The following is an 18,272-nucleotide window of genomic DNA, read 5'->3' as shown; positions in this document are numbered from 1 at the left end:
GGCGTATATGAGTGGCCGACCGTCGGTCCGGTGCTAGCCGGGAGCCCAGTCACACGGCGTGACTGACGGTTCTCGGTTAGATACCAATGACCGAGAATACCGACTCAAACGAATCTCAGAAGCCAGAGAGTGTAAACAGCAGGTGTTCCAACCCCACCGAACAACGATCATCCTCCGGATGCCAGTGCAGTGGTGCTTCCCCGCCGTGCGATGTATGTGACACCACCCAGTACGACAAACTCCACGAAGTCTCCCTTAGTGAGCGGGCGTATGATGTGTGTGGAGAGTGCCTCCAGCTCCTCGTTGACGATGTCGAGGAGTACCACTGGTGGGACCGCCTGACTGAAGCGCACTACAATCGCGCTGCGGAGTTTCTCCGCTCCCTCGATGTAGTCTGGTGCGTCAAGGATCAGGCGTACGCTGGCGGGGAACTGTGGGTCCACACGCCCTATTGCGATGCTGCAGTCGTCAGAGATGTGTGTGACCACTTTGGCTTTCAGATTCGCTGGTTTAGCGCTGTATACCCCTTTGACGATGGCTTCGAATGCGTCTCAGAGCACGGCCCCTGTGTCGAAATCAACCTCACATTCACGACCCACCGTTCGGATCCACTCCCGCTTGAATACGACATTCAGAATGACGTGGCGTACCACGAGATCGAGTGGCTTGATGAGTATCGGCGCCTGTTCACGTCGCCTCCCGAGTAGTTCGGACTCGCAGATCGAATTGCCTCTCCAAAATACGGTTGCACAACTGTCTCACTATTTGACGACTCGATCTGAGCGCCAAGAGTCTGTATTCCACTCTACCCGATATGATTATGAATACATCGGAGAGATGGGAATCTATGAGAGGGGACGAAGCTACGGGGTATCGACTGTTTGCGGGATCGGTCCTACACGGTTGGCGAGTTAGCCAATGCAACGTTAAACCCAAATCGTGCGAGGCTTTATGAGTCGGCAGAGCCAATATTTCTCTGACCAATGAGTCTGGACGACGTGGTTGAGGAGGCTCTCGCAACATACGGGATGTCGCGGAGCGAAGAGGCCGAAGAAACCGGCCGCACGGTCGCGACGCTCCAAGACTAGCGCACGCCGCTTACTTGAGGGTCCGAATTTTCTCTGCGAACTCCGCCTTCGATAGCCCAGAGGCCTCCATCAGCTCGGGGTTGTCGGTGCGCTCAACTGCCTCTTCAACGAATTCGATCCAGAGCTCCTCGTGCGCTGTTGCGTAGACTGTTTTCGCTTCTACAGGATACATATCCAGCTCGTATGCCGTCAGGTTGATCTGGACCTCGTGTTTCCGCTCAAGCGTTGTCGCTCCGAAGTCAGAGAGATGTTTGAGGAGCACATTCTTCCGACGAATCGTCAAGAGACGCTTTGACTCGTTAATATACTCGTTTACCCACTCCCGCCAGTCGTATGTCTCTGAGTCGATTTCCACGGAGGTTTCTGGCATCGAGAAATCGGGAGCAATCCGACGGAGGTAGAACTGAACCAGGGCAACAGCAGTCCGATGGTTCGCATTCGGAAGCGCGTGTTTGAGAATGAGATTTGAGGCGAGACGGCCTGTAACATCAGTTGCGCTGCCCTCCCACGATGTCCGGTTGAGCGCGTCTGGGAGTGCATCGATGTCGATGCTCTTGTACGCTTCAACGGGAACTCCTTCTTCTTCCTCGTTCTGGGCTATGAGCGCTTGATAGATCTCGAGGAGCCGGGCAACGATAGTACCGTTGTCAGCACCCATCTCTGAGAGTGCCTCGCCAAGATCGAATTCGAGATTGCCGACGTCCCCACCACCAACGCGGGAGGTATAGATACCGAAGAACTCGCTGTCAAGATCGTACTTGCGAATCTTCACCGCCACGTCATCGTCGTACTCAACAATCCTGGTAACGATCTCTGATGGAGCCTCGTGGACAAAATCAAGAGAGAACTGATTGTCGCCCGGATGGTGATAATAGACGTGACCCATCTACCTGATTCGCTGTACTTAGGGGAGCATCTTAATTCACGCTACCTTTCGGACCGACCTGGCATCAGGATTCCATCGAATCGAGTCTCTCCCAGTCGACGTTGATTCGGAGATGATACTCACTGTCGTAGCTTCCCTGTTCGGATCGTATTGGGTCGAGGAGCGGACACTCGCTCATGAATGACCTGAGGAACGTCTCACGCGCCGGAGATCGAAGCCGAGCTGGTCGGCGATAGATGATCCGCTTGGTCGCAGCGCCGTTGTCGGGTCGCTGGAGGCACTCAACGACCGTCGCCCACGAATAGTCTCGATCCTCCGCGACGACTATCGCCTGTACGTGTTCTCGGATGCCACCACAGAGTTCGAGATGATCGGTACAGTCAACGGTCGTCTTTTCCACATCTGTGACGTTCACGGCGGTATCCTCGATGAGCCTCGACTCGTAGCCGAAGAATTTGATCTTGAGCGGAGCGGCTACGTCCGTGAAGTCGGTCAGTCAGGCTAATCTCCGGGAATAACGGCAGACTATCTTGATCCGTTTTAGCCGTCATGATCTGGTAGACGGTTCAACTGAAGTGGTAGCGCGGAGTACTCTACTCAGCGGCCTCATGAATGAGCTTGTCGGCCTTCTCGCGAAGTGTCCCAGTCATGTGAAGCCCGTGTGAGTCAATCCGCCTTACGAGATCGTGTGCTGCCTCTCGATCAAGTCCCTCCTCTACTGCCCGAACGATCACACCGACCGTTCCAGTGACTGTCGCCCCAAGCCCACGAGCCGTGGTTCGAACACGCTGGTCATCTGAGACGACACCGACCGGCCGGTCCTCAGCTGTGTAGGCCAACACCGCAGCGATCAGAGATACGTCTCTATTCTGTTCTGTTTCGCCAAGGACCTCTTTGGCTTGCTCAACACGATCCTGAACAGCTGGATCGGTCGTCGCAACCGCATCCTGCGCAATGAACCGGGTCAGATTTGTCTGTGCGGGCTCTGTCGTGACCTCACGTTGGACTGTGGGGAGGACAACAAGCGTACCAGTAAAGCTTGTCAGCTGTTCGAGCTCACCGATCGTTCCGAGTGCGATGAGCGTCGTCGCATCGAGAAAAATCCGCGTCACAGCTCACGCGCAGCAGCGGCGTCTGCTTCGATATCCTCCGGAGAGAGTTGGGTCGTGAGGTTATGTTCACGGGCAATTTCGAGCCACTCTGCGAGACTGACATCGGCAAGTCGAGCCGCCTCATTAACCGAGAGCTCGCCACTTTGGTACCGTTCAATCGCGACACGTCGACGGATGGATGAGAGGCCCTCTGCGAGTGCTTTTCGAATGACTGTACTCTTGTCTTCATCCAACAGCTCACTTACCGCTTCAAGCTCGTCTTCATCATCATCAGGAACTCGGGCACTAATCGATGGCATGTATACGCAGTATCACGTTGTACTACATAATGGTTTCTCATAGCGGAACACGGAGGAAGCCTACCAGTCTCGTATACAGAGAGACCGGTCTGGAGGGTTTCGATCCCGTCCCATCGAATCCGAACGCTCGTGAGGCAGTATATTGAGCGAGATCAGCGCATGCCTGAATCGCGTTTTCGAATATCCACTCGACGGTCAGCGACCTCTCATCGCTCTCGGAAGCGGTTCACCACCCGGTATCCACGTTGAGAGAGTCCAGAGGCTCTTTTTCCACCGCTACCTCCCGCCAGCGGCTGATCACAGGGTAGACCATCCGTTGTAGTTTAGCGGCGCGTCGAGGCGGTGTTTATGCGGATAGTTGAGCACGCTCTTCAGTAGACTGGCGGAACCAGGAGCATTAGTGCCTCTGGCCCGGCAAAAACGGGTATGTATGAAGACTGTCCTGCCTTCGGCCAGAGGCTATCAGAACTTGCGGAACTTGGGGTAATAGAATTTCGGGCCGAGCCGCTCGACGCCATCGTCGAGCGGCGTCTCAAGACGATCTGGGAAGAACGCTCCTGTCCACACTGCGGCGCAGACAACCTCCACGCTCTCAACGGCTCTGACCGCATCTGGTGTGGCCGCTGTGACTGGAAAACCACGTACACGCGAGGGACACCCTTCTACGATTCGGAACTCACCCCAGGTGAGTTCCTCATCGCCTTCATCCTCTACGCTGATACACTCCTCAGCATTACCCAAATCGCTGAACTCCTCTCACCGTGTTACACGACGCTTCACGACCAGCTCAGAGAGTTTGAAACCGCGTTCTGTCGGGGATTTCCGACTGTCTGGGAGCGCATCTCCCAGACAGTCGATGGGCCAACACAGGTCGATGAAACACAGCAGGTGTGTTCGGGCTTCAAAGGCCAAGATCCGCCGCGGGAGGGACTCAACCGCGGCGGGTCGCCCGAGGGTGGACGTACCCGCTGGACAGGGGATCAGGGTGACGAACTGACGCTCGTCGCGGCGTGCCGCGACGTGCTTCGCGTGGTCTCAGCTCAGGAAGGAAGCGACTATGAAGATGACCTTGGGCCAGTTATCGAGGAAGCAGACGACCTCTCCCAGCCGCTGGGAGAGGTCTGGACCGATGGACTGCCAGCTTACCGAGGCATGGAGCACGATCACCAATACGTTGTCCACGACGAGAGGTACGTCTCCGACAAAGGCGTCCACACGAACCAGGTAGAGTGTCTCTGGTCACTGCTCCAACCGTGGTTGGCGAAGTTCCGCGGCCTGTCCAAGCAGGGCTTGGAACAGGCCGCTCGGACCTACGGCTTCCTCCGGTCACTGAACCTTACTGGGGCACCGATCCAGAGTCTCGTGGACTGTATCGCTGTCAATGTATTCCGCTAGTTCCGCCAGTCTACCGAAGAGCGTCCGAGAATCTGCAATCACCGGTCGTATTTTTCCGTGGCTCGATTCCCAGGTCCTCAAGTTTCTTGTCCGTCGGTCAGTACAGAGCGTATTTATCGAATCCGACAAAAATCAGATATTTGAAATTAATGCTTTTTTGACTTCCTTCTCACCAGCAGCCGTGAGCTGCCCGATTGGTTTTCCCTGCCTGATTGCGCCAGGTGGTATCGTATATAGCGCCCAGGGCATGAAATACGACTGCTTGCCTAGTGAAACCCCTTTCAAATGCGAATCTTTGACTTCAGGAGTATACTGATTCTGGTATTTGTTTGCGCTCGTCCCGATACACATTATCGTACAGTCGGTTGCGCCGAACGGGTGCGTGTCGTGAGCCAAAACAACTGCCGGGCGGTCTGCGTGTGCGTCCGTCGGATCGCGAACCCAACAGACTGTTCCAGATGGGTGCCTACTCATGCTGGAGGTCTGCTTCGAGCTCGTCGAGTTCGGCCTCCAAGTCCGCGTCTTCTGGCTCTTCTGCCGGTGTCATCGCTTCGGGATCGGGGTCGTCTGTGTCTCGGTGGTGCCCAAACAGTCGATTCACCTGATCCAGATTTCTGACGTACCGGTGGAGGTCATCACGCTCGGGAAGCGCATGGTAATACCCATCTTCGGTTTTACCCACGTATTCCTCGTCGTAGAGCCGAGCAAGCGTTGTTGTGGCTGTCCCTCGCGGAATGCCGAGGTCCTCATCGAGATCTTTCGGAGAGAATCCCCATTCGGGGTTTCGGTACAGGTGTGCGACGATGTTTGACTTCGTGGTGCCCGGTCGAAGATCGAGTTCTGGGTCGTGGTTTTCGAGGTAGACGGGCATACTGTACCAGCCTGTAGTAGCGTGTAGTATATAGTAGTTTCTCAATATTGTACTTCTTCCACGAGCCGTTCAACGCGCTCGAGAGCGTCGACAACCTCAGTGAGACCCACTGCGGAACACCTCCTGTTTCACCGTCTTGAGCGCTGCTGAGTCGCGAAGCGTCAGTCCTTCAGTAAGTATCTCTCCGATTCGATCGTGGCTTCCTGCTGACGTGCTGGGTTCGACGATAATGTGTGCCTCATACCGATCGCCATCAATCGACGTGTTGGCAATCTCACGTTCAATGCGGTGAGCCTCACGCTGGGCTTGTCTTCGATTTTCATCGACAACAACGAACAAGTCAATGTCACTCGTCCGATCAGCGGTGCCTCGCGCCACGCTCCCAAACAGAACGATACCGATGTCTTGACTAAGCTGTTCGTTGAGTTCGGTAACAATTGTCCTGACTGGCTCGTGATACTCTGCTTGTGGGATCGTTGTTATCGGATCGTCTGCTTTGACGAGCATCGACGGATCGATTTGAACTCCATTTGCTCGGCCAGCTCGGTCGACACAGATCACTCCAAGTGACTCAAGCACATCAACGGCAGCGTTCACACCACTCAGTCCTCGTTCTGTCAAGCGGTGAAGCTCACGGTTTGTGAACTCCCGATCTGGATTATCGACAAGAAGGTGTACGATGTCTGCTGTTGCTCCGTATCGGAACGCGTCGGGATCTCCAAGGGGGATAGGGAGTCGGATATAGGTCCCCTCTCTTTGAACCGTTTTAGTATTCATGATCTGTTAGACGGTTCAATTATAGAAAAGTCTTGGTGTCCTAGTCCACCGAGTGGGTGTGACCCCTCGGCATTCTCTGCTATCCGAACTCGTAGTCAGTGTCGCGAGCGTCGACATACTCGCCGTTGCCCGTCCGATCGGGCACATAACACGGTCCGTGATTCGGCCCATTGAAGACGGGCGCCTCAATATCCAGCCCGCTCCGACGGTGAACGAGCAGCGGTAGTCGGTCACGCAAGTTTTCGATGCGCGGTTCCCGCCGTGCGTGGAGCGTGCCACCCGGCGGCCGGCGTTCGGTGAGCGGCGGGAGCCGGTCCTTGAAGAGATCCTGTTCGGTCAGAATCCGCACGTCGAGGCGCTGTGCCAACTGCCATGCGCTCGCCGTGACGCGGCGGGCGACAGCAAGCACGGGCAGTGCTCGCGCGAGAGCGGCCCGGAGCGCGACGGCTTCGACAGCGTCCCGCTGGACCGGCGCTTGGTGCCAGTCTTTACACTCGACAACGAGGAAGTCGGTCGGCTCCCCACGCAGTCTGTCCCGGCGGGCGATCACGTCGGTTTCGAGCCCGAAACAGTACTCGTTGCGGGCGGTTCTGTACCCCCACCGGTCGAGTGCGTCGGCCACCTGGGTTTCGAGCCACCGGCCGTTGGTTGGATCGTGATCTGGGTCTTCGCTGTCGGGCGTGCCGACCGTGTCGATGTCGTCCGTGAGATCGAGGGTGTTGTTACTCATCGGTTGGATCCTCAAGGGTGTCTGCGGCGGCTGCGCGCTCGGCTGCTTGTTCGAGTGCGGTCGCGACTGTTTGGGCTTCGCTCGGCGTGAGCACGGCGTAGGTGACTTCGTGATCATCACCGAAGCCGAGGAGGACACGCGAGCCCTCGGTGACTTCGGTGCGGTCGGTGCTAACCTGGATGGACCCATCTGTCGCTGTCGGGCGGTTGTATCTGATGACGGTCTCCAGATCGAGTGATTGGTCACTCATTGGTTGGTCCTCGTGAGCGAGCGCTGTGGCTGTTGGTGTGACGTTGCGACTGCTGTCGTCGGATGGGTTGTAGATATCATTGTCTCGTTGGCGTGGGTGTCTCGGCTGTCTGGTGGGTACTTGTCGGTGCGGTGCGACTGCGGGCATTCGTGGCGCAGATTCATCGGATACGTAGTGTGTGGGGTGGCCCCGTTCGGGGTGGTGATACGCAGCGTGGGTTGGGGGTGGTGGCGTCCCCGCTTGGTCTCGATCGGGTGCTGTTGCCCGGTTGGTGGAAGCGGGTCGCGATGCGTCACCAGCGGTATTGTCGTACCCCTGTTTGGTGGGAGCCACGCCGTCACGGGTGGCGTTCGCGACGTGAGTGTGGCTGTGGTCGTCCACCGGCGATGGCCATCTATCTGGACGGGACGAACGCGATCGAGTTCGCGAACGTCACTCAGTCGGCGATCATAGCTGCTCGCGGAGATGTCTGCGCGGTCGAGGAGCTCGCTGCGGCCGAGCGGCGTGTCGGCCCGCAGCAGGGCGGCGTACAGCTTGGTCGCTGTCGGGGTGAGATCCGGCCGGAAGCGCTCGGGTGGGAGCGTGGCCGCCGCGCGTTCGACGTCGGCAGGGGTTGGGTTGGGTGACTCGTTTAGCGCTCGCTGAAGGCTCACCACGACATCGTACGGACACGCTCCGTGGGTGTCCGACGGGCCAAACGAGCGGAGACAGCGCCGCACGAGCCGCTGGCGCTCGCGGGGTGTCCACTGGACGTCGTGGGTCATCGCGACCTCTTCTAGCACCCGCCGGATGGCGGGGTACGTCGTCGCGTCTCGAACGGGAATCGTGAGGGTGGGTGCGTCTTCAGTTCCGTCGGCGATCGCCTCGCGGACCGTCGTGAGTTCCTGTTCGAGGGTCGTGGTGATCTCGTCGTGGAGTGCGGTGATTGTCGGGCCCGCAAGCACCCACGACATCGTGAGATCGAGTTGGGTGTTGGGCTCCACGTCGTAGGGAAGTCGCCGGCACAGCTTTGCGGGGCGCTCTTCGAACAGCATCCGATACCCTGAATGGATCCCGTAGACAGACTGTTTGGGAACAGTCTTGCTGAGAAACTCACAGAGATTCTCGAGTCGGGTGGGGTTCCGCGCAACTGCGTCGGTATCCGGGAGTCTGATCGTAGCGGTGAGATCGATACCCGCCGCGTGGTACAGGTGGGTCGCCGACGCGACGAGCCCGTGGAGGGCTTCGAAGAGCTCGCTCCGAGCGGCCGTGTCGTCGCTGTCCGTAAGCGCCGCGAGTCGGGCAAGCTGCGTGTCGCGAACCGTTTCGACGCGCTGACGCCACGCCGTGTAGGTCGTTTCGTCCTCGCTGAACCACCCGACTTGATGGCCGCGACGAAGCGTTCGCCCCGGATCGCGGTCGGTGACGCCGTCGTGGATCGCGGTGAAGTCGCGACCGACTCGTGAGGGGGTGAGGATCTTGCTCAGCGCTTTGTCGCTGAGTAAGGCAGCCGCGAGACGTCCCAACGTAACCAGGGGGCCACCCCACTGGCTGACGACGAGCGCCGTCTCGGCGTGGTGGCTGAGATAGGTGACCCGACCGTCGTCGAACGGAGCTGGGTGGTCGTCGACGAGCGTGATGCCCGTCTCGTGGGCTGGAACGGTGAAGCGCCGGTGGATCGACTGCGTCTCGGGGGATTCCTCGGGGCCGGTCAGCCATTGGACGTAGTCGGCATCGCCATCCGGGTCACCAGTCGCCGCGATCCATTCATCGATCCCCGTGGGGGTGGCTCCCGGCTGGCCCTCCCGGCGGGGAGACACTGTACTTGTAGCGTCGTGAGGGGTGTCAGTAAGACGGGCATCCAGCTGGCGCTGGTTCGGATGGATGAGTTCGTCGTTGGCGTCGAGACACTGGGTAACCGCCGTGTCGCCACGTTCGGAGAGTGAGACCGTGTTGTGCTGGCCGCGACGGTCGACCGTGACGAGGCCACGATCTTCGAGATCGAGCACGTACCGGCTGACGGTTCCCGTCTCGATATCGATCGCGTGATCCTGTTCTAGATCGCGGTAGCTCCGCTCTCGATCGGTGTCGAGATTCCCAAGGAGACGCCGTTTCCCCGGTGTGCTGGCGAGCCCGTTGAGCGCCGCCCACGCGGAGTGGGTGTCGTCCGTGGGCGCTAGTTGATTGGGAGTGCGGCGGTGATCTCCGTGGGACCGATCCCGGTCGCCAGTAAGACTGAGGTGGATCTCGCTCCACGCTGGGTACCGACGGGTCAGCTCACGCTGGAGCGCCGGCGACGCGACGACGCGCACGTCGAACCCATCGGCTAGGACGGCGATCGCCGCGAGCGCTCGGACGCCAGTCCGCCGGTCTGTGAGGTCCGTCCATGTCTCTCCATCGAGGAACAGCGTGAGCGTCTGTGGGTGATCGTCGAGTTCGCGGTGGAGTGCGACTGGTCCCTTCGCGAGCGCGCCAAGGTCACCGTTGACCGCCCCGCGTCCCGTCCCGACGGACTCGACAGTATCGGTGAGGTCAGCGTACCGTCGCCGGTGGTACGCAGAGCGGGACTCAGGATCTTCCTCGGCATACGTGAGCGCAAGCGCCGCGATGGCGCGCGTGTAGCTGACCGCCTCGGCGGTGTCGTCACTCCACGTGTCCGTTGTAGTGTTCCACCCCGGGAGTGTCGTCGAGAGGATCGCTGCGCTGGCTCGAAACGGCTTCTCGGTGGTGACATGACTACGGACGGTCCGCTGACTCCGTGGACGGAGCTTCGTGAGAAGCTCCGGTACCCACTCGGTCAGCCGCGGGGAGACCGCTGTACAGACGATCCCGGCAGCGGACGCGTTCGAGTCGCTGGCGATGAGTCGCACCCCGCGCTCAGGGGCCGCTGGGTGGCGTGTCGTCACCAGCGATCACCGTACCGTCTGTCGCCGGCGACACTGGTGAGCCCCTGGCGGCGACCCATTACCGATGCGCGGATCTTTTCCGGCGACCCGCATCACTCGCCTCGCTCCTGATGTCCGCCGTCCGATCGAGCGCGTTCCCGAACCGCGATCAGGAGCGGCGTCGGGTCCCGCTGTCTCGTCTGTTTGGGCTCGCGCTCAGTTGGAGTGTCCGGATGGACGTGTGGGTCGGCCGTCGTCGTCGGACTCGTGACGACGACAGTCGGATCGAGCAGGACGTACGTTGTCGACTGGGTACGCGCGTCCGCACATGTTCCGATATGGCCGGTGACGACGTGTTCGCGAACGCCGCGCGTGAAGATGGTCGGATGCGTGTGGCAATCGCCCTCGCACATGATGTAGCCGATCTCGTACGCCGGCTCGCCCGCCGCCCGGTAGGCGTAGGCGGTGATGTCGTCGCCCTCACGGACGGTCTGCCCGCAGACCTGACACGCGAGATAGTCTGTGTTGAGGGGAATGCGTTCGAGTCGGCGGGTGTCCCCGATTAGCGGCTGGTTGCTGGCCATCAGCTGTGCTCCTCCTCAGTAGTATCGCCACGATGGCCGGCTTGCCATGCTTGGCGGCCGGACAGCGCGCGGCGACCGTGTTCGGTGAGGCGGTACTCGGCAGTTCGCTCATCGTGTGTCTGCTTGACGACGAGGTCACCCTCGACGAGCGCATCGAGAGTCTGGGCGAGGCGGCCGTGGTCGAGATCCTCGCCGTAGTAGTCGTCGAGTTCTGTTTTTAGTGAGCGTCCGTTGTGAGTGTCATCGTGCGAGAGCGCCCACAGGAGGTCGCGCTGGAACGCGGTACAGTTCGCGAGGTCGCTGACGACGGTGTCTTCGTTCATGCGTCGCCCTCCGCGCAGTTGCGACAGACAGAAACGCCGCGCTGGGCGTCGACGCCCTCAGCCGGCGCTGGACAGAGCGCGCAGGAGCCGTCGGTGTATCTGTTCGATTCGTCGGTCGTCTCGCAGGGCTTAAGCCCTACAGTTGCCACCATTAGCATGGTTCTGTGATACGGCACAGAACCCGTCCCGGCTGGGTGCTGGAACACCGCAGCCGGGGGTTCTACACTTTCTCGCGAGCCAAGGGTTCGTCACTCGGGCTCTGTGGATACACTATGTATAGCTAATAACTTATAGTTTATCTATTTGCTAAGAGATTTTTTACCTGTAATTATATTGTTTACCAGCATAATAGATACCTACGTGTCCATGGGTAGGTATGAGATATTCTGGTGAATGGATGGTTCTCGTGGATGATCGTATCCTCGAGTATCTTCATAAAAATGAGACAGGTTCTCCGAGGAAGATGAAGAACGATGGACCAATAAGGTATTCTGATGCATATATCGGTAGACGATGTAAGCGTCTCGCTGAAGAGGGCTTGGTACAACACCTAGGAAATGCCGTGTATACAATCACAGAAGATGGTGAAGCATATCTTGACGGCCGTCTAGATACTGAAGACTGGCACTACAATGATGAGCAGAAGGCGGGTGGCTCTACAGAACCGAATGAAGATTCTGCCAACAACTACTCGTGAAACTGGAACCTCCTACCCGGTATCTCACAGTGGATAATGTGTTGTGGATCTCAACTGTTGGCGTTAACACCGTAGTTCAATAGAACAAACCTGATCTACTTTTCTTCGCTATCCACTGAGAACTAGTTACAACGCCGTTTGGACCGTGATCTGGAGTAGTTGTGGGAGCAATACGCTGATCGCAATTTGGCTCCACATTGTGAACGTTGCCGGATAAACGCGTGTGTCTCGGACTTCCTTGAGCCGCCGCCGCGCATCGTCCAATTTGTCTTGATCGACAACTTTTGAGTTGTTAATATCGTACGGATTCTCAATTGCTTGATGGAGTTCTGTCTCAAGTTCGCGAATTCGTCGCTCCTTCTTTTTCGACATGAGCTGGTGGATTGTGTACATCGAATAGCCAATCGAGAGAAGGCCAACAAACCACGCTGTCGAAAAGAAAACCAACTCAAACAGGCCGGGCACGTAGCCGTCCACCGAAAGCAGTACTGGCCCGTAGACGAGGAGAAAGAACAAGATCAGTCCAGCCGTATAAATATAGTACGACCGCTTCAGGAGCTGGCCAACCGCAGCAAACCCACCCATGTTGCGCGGATCATAAAAGAACAGATTGAATTCGGTCTTTTTGATCCGACGTGGCAATAAGAAGTGAATCCCGTAATAGGTGAACGCAAACTCAACGATAACCGGGAGGAATACAAACTCCCAGGTAAAGAGAAAATTTATTGCTGTCACTTGGTTTGGAACCCCGACGTTGAGAATAGTATTCGCGTATAGCACAACGACGGCGCAGAGATAGATGATGACCTTTGTTCGCCAACTGAATATCCGCTGAAACTGGTTGATATCGGCCGTACCAACACGGTCCTGTGCTCGGAGCGCGGCAAGTGCCTCCTCGTAACCGCTCGACATATACCGGACCCCATAGACTCCCAAGAATACCGCCGCATACCCGGCAGCGGTGTTTGGGGTCTCAATCAGGATGTGGGTCCCGCCGGTGGCGTGTACGTAGACCTGGAGGACTGCCAGATCGAGTACACTGAATGCCCCAACGAATAGATACGGTGGGTAGATATCTCGCCTAGGGAGTGCTGTTGAGAGACGTGAAAAGCCACACAACGCTGCGATATATTCGATGAGATTTTTCTCATCTTTAGCTTCAAAATTTGTGGACATGGTGAGGTCGTGACGTACGTACGGCTTAGTTCTATTGTTGACCCTTATTTTGTCGTGAGAATGCGGTGCCTATCGACTCACGATCGCAGGCTCTCGTCGTCGAACGCGGTGTCGCCCTCAACATCCATCACGTCGAGGATCGTGGGTGTCACGTCGAAGAGGTTCGCGTCGGTCAGGTCGAGGTCGGGGTCTGTCGCGTACAACAGCGAGTTCTCGAACTTGTACATCCCGTTGCGGGGCCCCTCGGTGAAGACAGCCTCCTTGCCGGAGGAGCCGGAGTTAAGATCGAACCCGTCGGCAGGAATGACAACCAGATCGGGGGCGATGTCGTCGTGGTTGCCGTCGAACACAATCTCACCTTTCACGATCCACTTACACACCTGTCGACCGTTGTGACCAGTCAGCGATTCAAGATCCGCAATGAGCTCTTCACATGTCGCCTCGTACCCGTCTTGAGGAACGACACCCTCCGGCTCACGGCGCTCAACGTTCAGGTAGAACCGACCAGGAATGAGCGAGTAGGCGCGCGTTTTGTCGTTGATGTCGGTGAGTGCGTCGTGGATCTTGCCGATGTACTCATCGAGCGTACGGTAGAACTCAATGAATTCCTCAGCGCACCCCCCATCGTTGGCGTAGTCGCCAAAGAGGAAGTGGTTCACCCGGTTGGTGCTCATGAAGACGCCGAAAAAGAGGTCCCAATCATCTTGGTCGAGGTAATGTGAAATTTCTTGTACCAGGTACCAAGCGTCGCGTGCGCGTTCTCGATGAAGTCAGTCTTGTCGTCGTCATGGCCGAGCTCGGCGTTGACATCAATTTGGTACTCAAATCGCTCGAGTGTCTCGCGGAGTTCGTCGTCGCTCGTGGCGGAGTCAAGATCTGGCAAGAGGAACCCGGAGACCATCTGCTGGACGCGCGTCGACGGCGGGAACGTGACCGGGACGTTGAGCACGGTCGCGTCGGGGCCGGCGTCGGTGACGCGGTCCCACAGGCGAATCGCCTTCACATGGCGCCCGAGCGGGACGTACCTCTCGTAGAAGTCGCACTCGCGATCCTGAAAGCCGTACACACCTGTGGCGCCCGGGTTCACGCCCGTCATCAGACTCGGCCAGCAGGCGCTCAACTCCGGCGAGACGATGCTCTCCAGCCGTCCGCCGGAGCCCGCCTCCGCGATCTCGGTCAGGTTCTCGAAGACCTCTGGGTGGTCCTCGACGAGCTCGAGCGGGACGCCATCAATGCCGAGGAAGACAACACGATCGTCGTCATCGCCACGCAGCCGGTCAAACAGAGCTATATACACCGCACGTAGGTGATCTAACAGACTCCTTACGGTCTTGCCCGCTAGAGGACGCTACCGAGTGAACGCACCCCGGGGTCAAGCCCCGGGGCTTCCTGCTTCAACGACGCGCTTTGCATCCACGGCCTCTCGGTGAGGCGTGAACGTAGGGAGCGCAGTCTGCACAGGCGTTGATTCGGACTGTCCCAGTCCTAACTGCCGCAATCCACGAGTGAGAATATTCTTCGCCGCGTTCAAATCACGATCTTCCTTGTGTCCGCACGCAGGGCACGAATGCTCCCGCACCCAGATCGGCTTGGCCGTCTCGACGCCACAAACCGAACACTCTTTTGTCGTCCCACGAGGTTCAACCGTTTCAACGTGTGTGCCGTGTAATTCACCTTTGTACTCTAACAGTTCGATGAACTGCGACCACGCCGCATCCTGTTTGCTTTTCGCATTTTGACTGGTTTCCAGCATCGGTTTCACGTCCAAATCCTCCACGGCCACCACATCGTACTTTTTCACGAGCCACGTCGTCAGCTTGTGCTGGAAATCTTCGACCTTCCGCTTGATTTTGCGTTTGGCTCGCGCCACCTGTTGGCGTTGGTTCTCCCAATTGTTAGAGCCGTGTTCTTTCCGAGCGAGTTTCCGCTGCTCGCGTGCGTACCGGTCGTACTCATCCGACAGGTCAAGCGTAGCCACGGACAGATTTTCCGAGGTGTGGATGTAGTTGGTGATGCCGAGGTCAGCACCCACACAGTCTTCGGGTTTAATCTCACTCAGTGACGGTTTCTCTGGCGTGTCTTCCACGGTGGTGACGAGCGAGACGTACCACTCACCCGTCGATTCTTTTTTGAGGATGACCTCGTCAATCTCGTCTTTGGATGGCACGTTGCGGTCTGCTCGGATATTGAACCAGCCGATCTTTTCGAGTCGGAGTCGCACAAATCGGTCGTCGCCCGTGTTGTGATCCACGTTCCAGCGACGGGGTTGATTGTACGACACTGAGCGAAATTCGCCTTTGCCTTGCCACTGTAACCTTCCGACGTTGTAGCCGTTTTCTCGACGTTCTTGTAGTGTTTCCAGATCGCTGTGGATCTGAGTGATGGCTTGTTGTGCGGCGTGTCTGGAGGGTTCCGCGAAGGTCGGCCAGCAGTCTGCCCAAGCGGTGAGTTTGTTGTGTTGGTCGTAGTCTGATGGTCGGTCGTTGTAGTCGGAGTTGTAGTAGTCTCGGACAGCGTGGTTGCGGATTTGGCGGAGGATGTCGATGTGGTGCCACGCTTCGCTCTCCACGTCGTCAGGCAGGTACGCGCGAAAACGAAGCGTGTGTTTCACGGTTGGTTAGTCGAGTTTTTCGACGATGAGTTTCAGTTGGTCGCCTTCTTCCAGATCAAGACCGTCTCGGACTTCTTCTGGGATCGTGACAACACCCCGTTGTCGCAGTTTTGGATAGCATTCCATCTGTCCAATACTGAATCATACTGTCTTAGGCATAATAATGCTGTCGGATTCAACCGCGGGGTCAAGCCCCGGGGCAGTCGCCTCGACCGCCTGTACACCATACAGTTGTGGCAGATGTCGTGCTGGCAGTTCCGCATGCGAAATTAAGGGGTCACCGAAGTCGGATGTCGCAAGACGATGGACAACATGGTGACCGGAATCGGCAGACTGTGTCGGCACCACAGTCGCGGTACAGATCTCTAGTGAGAATCTGTTGATGTGTTTCTCGTGGAGATTCCATTCCACAGGGGACTCGGGAGGAAGTCTACGAGTTCAATCGTGAGTCGCCAATGGTGTTGCTAGCTTACCGCGACGAGCGCGCCGACGACACCGCTCTCTGACCGAAATAGCGGTACGTTGGTACCAGAACCGATTATACACGCCAACTAGATCAACTGCGTTAGTCTTGCGACAGCGATTGGTCGGTGGGCTGGCCGGTCGCCGGTCGGTTCGAGACCGCTTGGACGGCTGCGGTTTGCGGTTCGTTCAGGACGCGACGCGCGCGCTCAGGGAGCATCCACGCCGAGTCGATGTGTTCGTCGCTGATATCGATGGTTCGCTGGGAGGTGTAGCACTTGTAGTGGACGGCAAAACGCCCCTCTTCGTTGTCGTTGACCCACGCGTTCGTCGCTACGGGCGTGTGAATCTCGACGGAGATCCCCGTCTCTTCGGTTATCTCTCGGCAAAGGCCACGACGGACCGGCTCTCTGGGGGCGAGCCGTCCCCCAGGCAGCTCCCACTCTCTGTCAGTCGCGCGCTGGAGGATAAGGTTCCGCCCACGGGGGTCGATGATGACGCCGCGAACACTCACCGTCGCGTGGAGTAGTTCGTCTGTCATTACAGTAAATGAAACTCAAGTAATAATAAATTTGTGGGCCGGCGCGTGTTCAGATCCGAGCGACGTCTCAGCGACGAAATCTGAGATCCTCGTTGCCTGAGTTGGTACTGAAATATCCTTTTAATAACAGCTAAATGTCAACTTACATGCCCAACGACTTCCCGGCGAGCGTCGATGTCAATTACGCCGACGGCGAGGGCGAGACCCCGTCCGACTATCCCTCGATCCAGCACAAACTCGAGAAGCCGATCGAAGTCACCCGGCAGGGACTCGAAGAGTACGACAACCCCGCGGTAATGTGGACGGGCGCGAAAGACCCTACGCTGACGCTGTACGTCATCAACCAGGTCGCCGAAGAGCACGGCTACGAGAAGTCGACTGCGGTGTTCATCGACCACTTCCAGCACTTCGATGACATCATCGACTTCGTCGAGCACTGGGCTGACGAGTGGGATATCGAACTCGTGTACGCCCGCAACGAGGACGTGGGCGCGTACGTCGACGAGCACGGGCTCAAACCCGGTGACGACATTCCGGTCGACGAGCTGAACGAGCAGAACCAGCACCACATCCGTGATATCCTCGAGTTCGAGGAGGACACCTTCCCGTTCCTGCTCGACACCTACGTCGGGAACCACCTGCTGAAGACCGTCGCGCTCAACAACGCCCTCGAGGCGCACGACATCGACGGCGTGATTTCGGGCGTGCGCTGGGACGAGCAGGAGGCCCGCGCCGACGAGACGTTCTTCTCGCCACGGCACGACCCCGATCTTCCCACCGCACGACCGCATCCAGCCCATCCTGTAGTTCGCCGAGGCCGACGTGTGGGAGATGTTCTGGGGGTACGTGGTGCCGGACACCGTCGAGGCCTTCCCGGACGAGGGGTACATCCCGCAAGCGGACGACGACCTTCCCGAAGGCGTCACGCAGGAGGACGTGCCGATCTCGCCGAAGTACTTTGCCGGGTTCCGTTCGCTCAGCAGCGAGGTCAGCACCGAGAAGACGACCGAGGAGCCCGCGTGGCTCCAGGACCTCGAGGACACAACCGAGCGCGCCGGCCGTGCCCAGGACAAGGAAGATCTGATGGAGCGGCTGCGCGACATCAGCTATATGTAACGCCGATCAGCGTTTTCGAGGTGGAGCCTCCGGCATCAAGGAGCGAGGGGTTCCGACGCTCAGTCGGAAGCGCGACGCGAGTAGGCCTGAGAGGAAGCCGACACGAGCTTTCGCAACCAATTTGTTACACCATATCTTACTGCTAGTCAGTGCTGTGCGTCCACAAGTGGCGCGCAGTACGGGCCGCAGTAGCCCGGCCCTGAATGGTGGGTTTGTCGACCCCGAAGGGCGTCCGGTAGGCGGGGCGCACAAGACGCCCCGTCGCGCCAACCGAGAGCGAGAACCAGATCAAAGCCCCACCCTCAACGAGCGAGGCCGCAAGGCCGAGCGAAGTAGGGTGGAGTCGGTTACATGCGGCGTACTCCACGATCGCGTCATCGGTCGCTTCCGGACCGAGTGCAGAGATCTCTCGGGAGTATACGACATCGTGACCGTCACCACGGAGTGCAGAGACGTACTCTTCGGGCACATTCACATCGGCGAGAATCCG

General features: G+C 58.1%; 20 protein-coding genes and 2 pseudogenes. 4 read left to right on the top strand and 18 right to left on the bottom strand.

The annotated features are described in order from the left end of the window. The first annotated feature begins 86 nt into the window (after window positions 1-86). The gene (locus EO776_RS14330; RefSeq protein WP_129452508.1) at window positions 87-707 is read left to right on the top strand and encodes a hypothetical protein; all 621 of its coding nucleotides are present in this window, start codon (window positions 87-89) and stop codon (window positions 705-707) included. A 391-nt stretch (window positions 708-1,098) separates the two neighbouring features. Here EO776_RS14330 and EO776_RS14325 read toward each other — a convergent pair whose 3' ends face one another. The 4 genes from EO776_RS14325 to EO776_RS14310 form a co-directional block, all read right to left on the bottom strand. Continuing rightward, window positions 1,099-1,974: a hypothetical protein gene (locus tag EO776_RS14325; protein WP_129452507.1), complete on the bottom strand. Its 876-nt coding sequence runs from the start codon at window positions 1,972-1,974 to the stop codon at window positions 1,099-1,101. 64 nt (window positions 1,975-2,038) lie between these two features. Continuing rightward, complete coding sequence (locus EO776_RS14320) at window positions 2,039-2,389, bottom strand: hypothetical protein (protein ID WP_129452506.1); 351 nt, start codon at window positions 2,387-2,389, stop codon at window positions 2,039-2,041. Between the two features lie 178 nt (window positions 2,390-2,567). After that, a complete protein-coding gene (locus EO776_RS14315) occupies window positions 2,568-3,086 on the bottom strand; it encodes a hypothetical protein (protein ID WP_129452505.1) in 519 nt (172 codons plus the stop codon). Continuing rightward, a complete protein-coding gene (locus EO776_RS14310; RefSeq protein ID WP_099288956.1) occupies window positions 3,083-3,385 on the bottom strand; it encodes a UPF0175 family protein in 303 nt (100 codons plus the stop codon). The genes EO776_RS14315 and EO776_RS14310 overlap by 4 nt, the downstream gene beginning before the upstream one ends. Before the next feature lie 426 nt (window positions 3,386-3,811). Between EO776_RS14310 and EO776_RS14300 the strand changes: the two genes are divergently transcribed. Further along, complete coding sequence (locus tag EO776_RS14300) at window positions 3,812-4,780, top strand: IS1595 family transposase (protein WP_129452504.1); 969 nt, start codon at window positions 3,812-3,814, stop codon at window positions 4,778-4,780. A gap of 132 nt (window positions 4,781-4,912) precedes the next feature. Here the strand turns inward: EO776_RS14300 and EO776_RS19795 are convergent, their stop codons facing one another. The 8 genes from EO776_RS19795 to EO776_RS14260 form a co-directional block, all read right to left on the bottom strand. Next, window positions 4,913-5,254: a type II toxin-antitoxin system PemK/MazF family toxin gene (locus EO776_RS19795; protein WP_129452503.1), complete on the bottom strand. Its 342-nt coding sequence runs from the start codon at window positions 5,252-5,254 to the stop codon at window positions 4,913-4,915. After that, on the bottom strand, window positions 5,247-5,651 hold the full coding sequence (locus tag EO776_RS14290; RefSeq protein WP_129452502.1) for a MarR family transcriptional regulator: 405 nt from the start codon (window positions 5,649-5,651) through the stop codon (window positions 5,247-5,249). The genes EO776_RS19795 and EO776_RS14290 overlap by 8 nt, the downstream gene beginning before the upstream one ends. Before the next feature lie 96 nt (window positions 5,652-5,747). Continuing rightward, window positions 5,748-6,428 (bottom strand): nucleotidyltransferase domain-containing protein, encoded by a 681-nt coding sequence (locus tag EO776_RS14285; protein WP_129452501.1) that lies wholly within the window; start codon window positions 6,426-6,428, stop codon window positions 5,748-5,750. Window positions 6,429-6,507: 79 nt separating this feature from the next. Beyond that, entirely contained in the window at window positions 6,508-7,158 is a 651-nt protein-coding gene (locus EO776_RS14280) for a restriction endonuclease (RefSeq protein WP_129452500.1), read from the bottom strand. Next, on the bottom strand, window positions 7,151-7,408 hold the full coding sequence (locus EO776_RS14275) for a hypothetical protein (RefSeq protein WP_089309106.1): 258 nt from the start codon (window positions 7,406-7,408) through the stop codon (window positions 7,151-7,153). The genes EO776_RS14280 and EO776_RS14275 overlap by 8 nt, the downstream gene beginning before the upstream one ends. Continuing rightward, a complete protein-coding gene (locus tag EO776_RS14270; protein WP_129452499.1) occupies window positions 7,405-10,293 on the bottom strand; it encodes a helix-turn-helix transcriptional regulator in 2,889 nt (962 codons plus the stop codon). The genes EO776_RS14275 and EO776_RS14270 overlap by 4 nt, the downstream gene beginning before the upstream one ends. Window positions 10,294-10,385: 92 nt before the next feature. After that, on the bottom strand, window positions 10,386-10,856 hold the full coding sequence (locus EO776_RS14265; RefSeq protein ID WP_099288464.1) for a hypothetical protein: 471 nt from the start codon (window positions 10,854-10,856) through the stop codon (window positions 10,386-10,388). After that, a complete protein-coding gene (locus tag EO776_RS14260) occupies window positions 10,856-11,179 on the bottom strand; it encodes a helix-turn-helix transcriptional regulator (RefSeq protein ID WP_099288462.1) in 324 nt (107 codons plus the stop codon). The genes EO776_RS14265 and EO776_RS14260 overlap by 1 nt, the downstream gene beginning before the upstream one ends. 376 nt (window positions 11,180-11,555) lie before the next feature. Here EO776_RS14260 and EO776_RS14255 point away from each other — a divergent pair, with 376 nt between their 5' ends. After that, window positions 11,556-11,876, top strand: a complete 321-nt coding sequence (locus EO776_RS14255) for a winged helix-turn-helix domain-containing protein (RefSeq protein ID WP_080508703.1) — start codon at window positions 11,556-11,558, stop codon at window positions 11,874-11,876. A gap of 126 nt (window positions 11,877-12,002) precedes the next feature. Here EO776_RS14255 and EO776_RS14250 read toward each other — a convergent pair whose 3' ends face one another. From EO776_RS14250 to EO776_RS14230, 5 genes and pseudogenes are all read right to left on the bottom strand, one after another. Then, window positions 12,003-13,052 (bottom strand): hypothetical protein, encoded by a 1,050-nt coding sequence (locus EO776_RS14250; protein WP_129452498.1) that lies wholly within the window; start codon window positions 13,050-13,052, stop codon window positions 12,003-12,005. Window positions 13,053-13,129: 77 nt separating this feature from the next. Further along, window positions 13,130-14,343, bottom strand: a pseudogene (locus EO776_RS14245) (alkaline phosphatase family protein). 81 nt (window positions 14,344-14,424) lie between these two features. After that, complete coding sequence (locus EO776_RS14240; RefSeq protein ID WP_129452497.1) at window positions 14,425-15,663, bottom strand: RNA-guided endonuclease InsQ/TnpB family protein; 1,239 nt, start codon at window positions 15,661-15,663, stop codon at window positions 14,425-14,427. A gap of 6 nt (window positions 15,664-15,669) precedes the next feature. Beyond that, on the bottom strand, window positions 15,670-15,789 hold the full coding sequence (locus tag EO776_RS19790; protein ID WP_129452496.1) for an AbrB/MazE/SpoVT family DNA-binding domain-containing protein: 120 nt from the start codon (window positions 15,787-15,789) through the stop codon (window positions 15,670-15,672). Window positions 15,790-16,228: 439 nt separating this feature from the next. After that, entirely contained in the window at window positions 16,229-16,666 is a 438-nt protein-coding gene (locus tag EO776_RS14230) for an NUDIX domain-containing protein (RefSeq protein WP_094580382.1), read from the bottom strand. Between the two features lie 146 nt (window positions 16,667-16,812). On the opposite strand from EO776_RS14230, the pseudogene EO776_RS14225 reads away from it, so the two are divergent. After that, a pseudogene (locus tag EO776_RS14225) lies at window positions 16,813-17,782 on the top strand (phosphoadenosine phosphosulfate reductase family protein). A gap of 142 nt (window positions 17,783-17,924) precedes the next feature. Here the strand turns inward: EO776_RS14225 and EO776_RS19420 are convergent. Then, window positions 17,925-18,269 (bottom strand): DUF5615 family PIN-like protein, encoded by a 345-nt coding sequence (locus tag EO776_RS19420; protein WP_276424952.1) that lies wholly within the window; start codon window positions 18,267-18,269, stop codon window positions 17,925-17,927. Window positions 18,270-18,272 lie beyond the last annotated feature (3 nt).

This window comes from Halorubrum ezzemoulense (assembly GCF_004126515.1).
Lineage (GTDB): Archaea > Halobacteriota > Halobacteria > Halobacteriales > Haloferacaceae > Halorubrum > Halorubrum ezzemoulense.
Note: the sequence above shows the minus strand (reverse complement) of the source record. Positions and strands in the feature narration are given on the sequence as shown.

Bases quoted from the DNA above. Each gene is read 5' to 3' on its own strand.
- EO776_RS14330 (WP_129452508.1), top strand. From the start codon at position 87: ATGACCGAGAATACCGACTCAAACGAATCTCAGAAGCCAGAGAGTGTA.
- EO776_RS14325 (WP_129452507.1), bottom strand. From the start codon at position 1,974: ATGGGTCACGTCTATTATCACCATCCGGGCGACAATCAGTTCTCTCTT.
- EO776_RS14310 (WP_099288956.1), bottom strand. From the start codon at position 3,385: ATGCCATCGATTAGTGCCCGAGTTCCTGATGATGATGAAGACGAGCTT.
- EO776_RS14300 (WP_129452504.1), top strand. From the start codon at position 3,812: ATGTATGAAGACTGTCCTGCCTTCGGCCAGAGGCTATCAGAACTTGCG.
- EO776_RS19795 (WP_129452503.1), bottom strand. From the start codon at position 5,254: ATGAGTAGGCACCCATCTGGAACAGTCTGTTGGGTTCGCGATCCGACG.
- EO776_RS14290 (WP_129452502.1), bottom strand. From the start codon at position 5,651: ATGCCCGTCTACCTCGAAAACCACGACCCAGAACTCGATCTTCGACCG.
- EO776_RS14285 (WP_129452501.1), bottom strand. From the start codon at position 6,428: ATGAATACTAAAACGGTTCAAAGAGAGGGGACCTATATCCGACTCCCT.
- EO776_RS14280 (WP_129452500.1), bottom strand. From the start codon at position 7,158: ATGAGTAACAACACCCTCGATCTCACGGACGACATCGACACGGTCGGC.
- EO776_RS14275 (WP_089309106.1), bottom strand. From the start codon at position 7,408: ATGAGTGACCAATCACTCGATCTGGAGACCGTCATCAGATACAACCGC.
- EO776_RS14265 (WP_099288464.1), bottom strand. From the start codon at position 10,856: ATGGCCAGCAACCAGCCGCTAATCGGGGACACCCGCCGACTCGAACGC.
- EO776_RS14260 (WP_099288462.1), bottom strand. From the start codon at position 11,179: ATGAACGAAGACACCGTCGTCAGCGACCTCGCGAACTGTACCGCGTTC.
- EO776_RS14255 (WP_080508703.1), top strand. From the start codon at position 11,556: ATGAGATATTCTGGTGAATGGATGGTTCTCGTGGATGATCGTATCCTC.
- EO776_RS14250 (WP_129452498.1), bottom strand. From the start codon at position 13,052: ATGTCCACAAATTTTGAAGCTAAAGATGAGAAAAATCTCATCGAATAT.
- EO776_RS19790 (WP_129452496.1), bottom strand. From the start codon at position 15,789: ATGGAATGCTATCCAAAACTGCGACAACGGGGTGTTGTCACGATCCCA.
- EO776_RS14230 (WP_094580382.1), bottom strand. From the start codon at position 16,666: ATGACAGACGAACTACTCCACGCGACGGTGAGTGTTCGCGGCGTCATC.